At 68.5% G+C, this 5501-nt stretch carries 5 protein-coding genes and 1 rRNA gene; 3 read left to right on the top strand and 3 right to left on the bottom strand.

The window, feature by feature from the left end; all coding sequences use genetic code 11:
- Positions 1-88 (top strand): 5S ribosomal RNA (rrf, locus tag ABT294_RS50570); the annotation flags it as partial.
- Positions 89-360: 272 nt separating this feature from the next.
- Here the strand turns inward: rrf and ABT294_RS50565 are convergent.
- Positions 361-1119, bottom strand: a complete 759-nt coding sequence (locus tag ABT294_RS50565) for an SAM-dependent methyltransferase (RefSeq protein WP_350813722.1) — start codon at positions 1117-1119, stop codon at positions 361-363.
- An 82-nt stretch (positions 1120-1201) separates the two neighbouring features.
- Positions 1202-2935 carry a hypothetical protein gene (locus ABT294_RS50560; protein WP_350813721.1) on the bottom strand — a complete coding sequence of 578 codons (1734 nt, stop codon included), beginning with the start codon at positions 2933-2935 and terminating at the stop codon, positions 1202-1204.
- Between the two features lie 45 nt (positions 2936-2980).
- Between ABT294_RS50560 and ABT294_RS50555 the strand changes: the two genes are divergently transcribed.
- Complete coding sequence (locus tag ABT294_RS50555) at positions 2981-3847, top strand: tetratricopeptide repeat protein (protein WP_350813720.1); 867 nt, start codon at positions 2981-2983, stop codon at positions 3845-3847.
- A 117-nt stretch (positions 3848-3964) separates the two neighbouring features.
- Here the strand turns inward: ABT294_RS50555 and ABT294_RS50550 are convergent, their stop codons facing one another.
- Positions 3965-4906: an MBL fold metallo-hydrolase gene (locus ABT294_RS50550; protein WP_350813719.1), complete on the bottom strand. Its 942-nt coding sequence runs from the start codon at positions 4904-4906 to the stop codon at positions 3965-3967.
- Positions 4907-5015: 109 nt separating this feature from the next.
- On the opposite strand from ABT294_RS50550, the gene ABT294_RS50545 reads away from it, so the two are divergent.
- Positions 5016-5411 (top strand): single-stranded DNA-binding protein, encoded by a 396-nt coding sequence (locus ABT294_RS50545; RefSeq protein ID WP_350813718.1) that lies wholly within the window; start codon positions 5016-5018, stop codon positions 5409-5411.
- Positions 5412-5501 lie beyond the last annotated feature (90 nt).

Genomic DNA, 5501 nt, shown 5'->3' with positions numbered 1-5501 from the left:
CGGTTACATTCCGAACCCGGAAGTTAAGCTTCCCAGCGCCGATGGTACTGCACTCGGGAGGGTGTGGGAGAGTAGGTCACCGCCGGACAATTGTTGGGTGAGGGCGGGAAGAGATCCCCTGTTGAGGGGTTCTCTTCCCGCCCTTTCCGTTTTTGTGCGGTGAAATCTTTTGTTCTTGCGTGTTGCGTGAGATGGGTTGTTGCTGGTTCCGGGAGTTGCTGGTTCTGGTGTTGAAGGGGTGCCGGTTCTTTCCGGTGGTCTTCTCTGGTTGTTCTTTCTGGTGTCGGAAGCCCTCTTGTCTTGTGTGGTCCCCTCTCTTGTGGCGTTCGTGGGGAGGGGGCATTCGCGGAGGTCTCCCTGTCACTCTGGTTGAACTGGCGTACACGGACGCACGACGAAGGTGCCCCAGCCTAGGTACTGTCTGCCGTATTCCAGGTGGGAGCGGCGGGCGCGCGTCAGGAATTCGCGGAGTTGCTGCGCATCCGGGTCTGCCGGGTTGTCGCGGAGCCAGTCGCTGAGCGTCCACCACTGGCCGGCGACGTATCTGTCCCAGTCGTCCTGGTCTGCGAGAACCATTTCCAGGAGTTCGAAACCTGCGGCTTCGAACCGCTCCGCCGTCCTGGCAAGTGAGACGCATGCGTCTTCGGAGACGCCAAGTGACTCATATGCTTCAGTGGGCGGAGGGCTGGTCCAGAAGCACTCACCCACTATCGCGATCCCGTCGGGCCGTAGGTGGCCTCGCATGAGATCCAGGGTGCCGGTGAGGCCGCCGCCGATCCAGGTCGCGCCGATGCACGAAACGATGTCGTACGGCTGCGGATCGTCCTTGTAGGCGCTGGCGTCTGCTTTGACGAAGCGCACCTGATCGGCCACACCGAGCTCTTCGACGCGCCTTCTCGCAGCTTCGAGGAAGACGTCGCTGATGTCGACGCCAGTGCCCTCAACGCCGTGCTGGGCGGCCCAGCGGGCGAGGAGTTCGCCCTTTCCGCAGGCGAGGTCCAGGTGGCGGAGGCCTGGTCGAATGCGGCAGATCTGACCCAGGAGATCCAGCTTGTTGACGGTGAAGGGATTCAGCACGCGGTGCCCGGACTCAGCGATTTCATGGAAGCGCAGTGACATGTCGTGCAGTCTTCCGAGGATCCCTGAAGAGTGCGACCGATTTACCTGGCCAGCAGTGGGCCCGGGGACGTTCTGCGGCTTGCTAGGCTGGAGGGGCCGGGCCACCCACGGGTGGCCTTCGTCGCGTAAGGCCCGAGGGCGGGCGGCGACCAGCCACGGTGGACCGTCGTTTGGAGCACGGGACCGCTGAGTGAGCCAACGAAATGGACCAGAAGTGAACAGAGACAACGGACCGGACGGCGGGCAGCGCGACCGCGGCGACAACGGAGACAAGCGCCCGTACGACGGAAACAGAGGCGGCGGCTACGGCTCCCGCGGGCGCGACGAGCGCGACAGCAGGGGCGAGCGTCCGTTCCGTTCCGACGACAGACCACGCTCGTCCGATCGCGGGCCGCGTCGTGATGACGACCGCCAGCCTTACCAGGGCCGCGACCGAGGCGCCGGCGAGCGCTCCGGATACCGGGGGCGCGACGATCGTGGGTCCGGGGGCGGCTACCGTGACGACCGCGGTCCGCGCCGTGAAGGCGGTTTCCGTGACGACCGTGGCCCGCGGCGGGATGATTCTTCGCGAGGCGACGACCGTCGCACGTACCAGGACCGCGACCGAGCCCTCGGTTTCCGCGGCCGTGACGACCGCGGTCCGCGCCGTGAAGGCGGATACCGCGAGGACCGCGGGCCGCGTCGCGAGGGCGGGTCTGGCGGTCCGCGTCGTGATGATGAGCGTCGTCCGTTCCGTGACCGGGACGATCGTGGTCCGCGTCGTGAGGGCGGCTTCGGCGGTCCGCGTCGTGATGATGAGCGTCGTCCGTTCCGTGACCGGGACGATCGTGGTCCGCGTCGTGAGGGCGGCTACGGTGGTCCGCGTCGTGATGACGAGCGTCGTCCGTTCCGGGATCGCGATGATCGTGGTCCGCGCCGTGAAGGCGGATTCGGAGACGATCGTGGTCCGCGTCGCGAAGGTGGCTACCGAGACGATCGTGGTCCGCGTCGTGAGGGCGGGTCTGGTGGTCCGCGTCGTGAGGGCGGGTCTGGTGGTCCGCGTCGTGATGACGAGCGTCGTTCGTTCCGTGACCGGGACGATCGTGGCCCGCGTCGTGAGGGCGGCTACGGTGGTCCGCGTCGTGATGACGAGCGTCGTCCGTTCCGGGATCGCGATGATCGTGGTCCGCGCCGTGAAGGCGGATACGGAGACGATCGTGGTCCGCGTCGCGAGGGCGGTTACCGAGACGATCGCGGTCCGCGTCGTGAGGGCGGGTCTGGTGGTCCGCGTCGTGATGACGAGCGTCGTCCGTTCCGTGACCGGGACGATCGTGGCCCGCGTCGTGAGGGCGGCTTTGGCCCGCGTCGCGATGATCGTGGTCCCCGTCGTGAAGGCGGTTACGGGGACGACCGCGGTCCGCGTCGCGAAGGCGGTTACGGAGGTCCTCGGCGTGAGGGTGGATTCCGGGATGACCGGGGTCCCCGCCGGGACGGCGACGAGCGCAGGCCGTACCGTGATCGGGACGATCGCGGTCCGCGTCGTGAGGGCGGTTACGGTGGCCCGCGTCGCGAGGGCGATGACAGGTCGCGGCCGTTCTCGCGCGAGCGCGAGCAGCGTCCCGAGGGCACCCGCGCCAGGTACGGACGTCGCGATGACGAGGGCGCTCCTCAGCGCGAGCGCCTGCCCGACGTCGCGCCTGACATCACCGCCGACGAGCTCGACAAGGAGGTCCGCGAGGAGCTGCGCTCCCTGCCCGGCGACCTGGCCGAGCTGGTAGGCAGGCATCTGGTCGCGGCCGAACGTGCGCTCGGTGACGACGACCCCGACCGTGCGCACGAGCACACCAAGGTCGCTCGGAGGTTCGCCGCGCGCATCGGCGTGGTGCGGGAGGCTGCGGGCATCGTCGCGTACCGGGCCGGGCACTTCTCGGAGGCACTCAGCGACTTGCGCGCCGCCAGGAGGTTGACGGGCTCCGACGCGTACCTGCCGGTGATGGCCGACTGCGAGCGCGGTCTCGGACGTCCTGAGCGCGCCCTCGACCTCGTCCGCTCGCCCGAAGCCGAGCGTCTTGAGCGGCCGGAACGCATCGAGCTGTCCATCGTCGAGTCCGGTGCCCGCCGTGACCTCGGGCAGTTCGACGCCGCGGTCATCACGCTGCAGCGGGTGGCCGAGCTGCGTGACCCGCAGCCGAAGCCGTGGTCGGCGCGGCTGGCGTTCGCGTACGCCGACGCGCTTGCCGACGCCGGGCACCAGGAGGCGGCCACTGACTGGTTCGCCCGGGCGATGGCGTTCGACGAGGACGGCGAGACCGACGCCGCCGAACGCTACGCCGAGCTGACGGGTGCCGTCATCGAGGACGTCGAGGAAGACTTCGACGACGCCGCACACGTTGAGGAGGCGGACGAGGAGGCGGACGACGCCGCCGCGTTCCCCGAGGTCGGCGACCTCCTGGACGGCCCTGCTGCGGACGTTCCCGCAGCAGACGACACAGCCGCGTCCAGCGCCGCCGCGGAGGCTCCCGTATCTCCCGAGCCCGAGCCCGAGCCCGAGCCCGAGCCCGAGGCGGCGGTGGAGCCGGAGACCGCCGCTGGAGCCGAGGCGGAGGCCGCGAAGGCCGAAGCCCAGCCCGAGCTGGAGCTGGTGGTGGACGTTCCGGGCATCACCCCGGCGTTCATCGAGCCGGACTTCGGTGACATCCTGAGCGAGCCCGAGCCGCCGGCCGAGGACAAGGGCAAGCGCGAAGACTGACGTCCCGTCCCCGCCGTACGAGGCCGTACGGCGGGGACGCTTGTCCTCTTTGCCCGGCCAGCATCCGTTATGGCGCGGGCCGCATACGTCTCGTCCTGACTTGACGCTGCGGTCACTTCATCCCGTGGAATTGGGCGAGACGCGGTTGAGCCAGTGGAGGATGCCTGCGACGTTGGACGGTGCTCCGCTCAGCAGCTCGAACTGCTGGGCCGTCTCGTCGTCCTCGGCTTTGAGCGCTGTGTAGCGCTCCTTGGTGCGGTCCCGGACCATGGCGACGGCGTGGTCGAGGTCCAGGCCTTCGGAATGAGCCTGGCGGGTGAGGTCAACCCAGATGCGAAGTTCCTCCGCCGACCGATCCAGCGTTTCCTGGACGGCGTCCACCGGTCCGTAATGGCTGAACAGCAGCCGTTGCGGGCCAAGTGCCCCGAACAGGGCGATCGAGTTGAGCGCGGTCTCCAGGTCGAAGTCCGGTGGCGGGGTCGCGGGACGCAGGTCGCCGGTTTGCGGCAGGTAGACGCCCGCCGCGTCGCCCACGTACAGGTCGCCGGTGGCGGAGTCGACCAGGCCCACGTGGTGCTTTGCGTGGCCGGGGGAGTAGTGGCTGTTCAGCGTCCTGCCGTTGCCGAGGTCGATGGATCCGGTGTCGCCGAGCGCGACAATGCGCTCGGCATCCGTCGGCGACAGCTCGCCGAACAGCGTGTCGAGCTGGTCACCCCAGACCATCCGTGCGCTCGCCATCAGCCTGGACGGATCGGCGAGGTGCCTCGCGCCCTTTTCGTGCACCACGATCTGCGCGGATGGGAAGAACCGCGCGATGTCCCCCACGCCACCCGCGTGGTCCAGGTGAATGTGCGTGACCACCACCGTGGCCAGGTCCTCCGGGCCCACGCCGAGCGTGGCGAGCGCGTCGCGCACCACCGGAGCGGAGGTCGAGGTGCCCGTCTCCACCAGGCACGGACGGTCTCCCAGAATGAGGTATCCGGCGGTGATCCCCGAGTACCCCGCCATTTTCGTGTCGATCTCATAGACGTCGCCGCCGAGGGCGGTGATGTTGTCCACAGGAACTCCCGCACGCCAGCTGTTATCCCCAGAACGGCGTTCGAGCCGATCCGGCCTTGCTCCCATCGTAAAGAGTGATCTCCAGCAGAGCACCCAAGGGAGGAAGACAATGGACCGGAACGAGGTCTTGCTGGTGGGAAGGCTGTCGGCGGCGCCCGAAGACCGGACCCTGCCGAGCGGCGACACTCTGACCAAATGGCGCATCATCGTCCGTCGCCGCCGTCACAGACATGGCGGCACCCTGACCGACAGCATCCCGTGCGTCACCTTCGACGCCGATACGGCCGCGTTGATCCGCAGCCTGAAACCTCGCGACCCGGTCGAGATCACGGGCGCGTTCCGCTGCCGCGTCCACGGGCCGTCGGGCTCCAAGGTCTGGAGCTACGAGGTGGAGGTGGCGGGCGCGAAGGCCGTCGAAGCAGAGCTGGACGATCCACCCGACGCGATCGTCCCCCTCACCTCTCCGCCGCCGCGCCCGGTCATCTACTTCGCGGAAGCAGGCTAGTGCTCTGACCGCATAGGTTCGCCGGTTTGGTGATCGTGGCGGTTTGATGGGCGGTGACGTCCGATCCGACCGCTGGAGGCGCGGTGGCCG

The organism is Nonomuraea sp. NPDC000554 (genome assembly GCF_040300065.1).
GTDB lineage: Bacteria > Actinomycetota > Actinomycetes > Streptosporangiales > Streptosporangiaceae > Nonomuraea.
This window is presented reverse-complemented; position numbering and strand designations above follow the sequence as displayed.

What these genes read in the sequence shown, in the direction of transcription:
- ABT294_RS50545 (WP_350813718.1), top strand. Translation starts at nt 5,016, where the DNA reads ATGGACCGGAACGAGGTCTTGCTGGTGGGAAGGCTGTCGGCGGCGCCC.
- ABT294_RS50565 (WP_350813722.1), bottom strand. Translation starts at nt 1,119, where the DNA reads ATGTCACTGCGCTTCCATGAAATCGCTGAGTCCGGGCACCGCGTGCTG.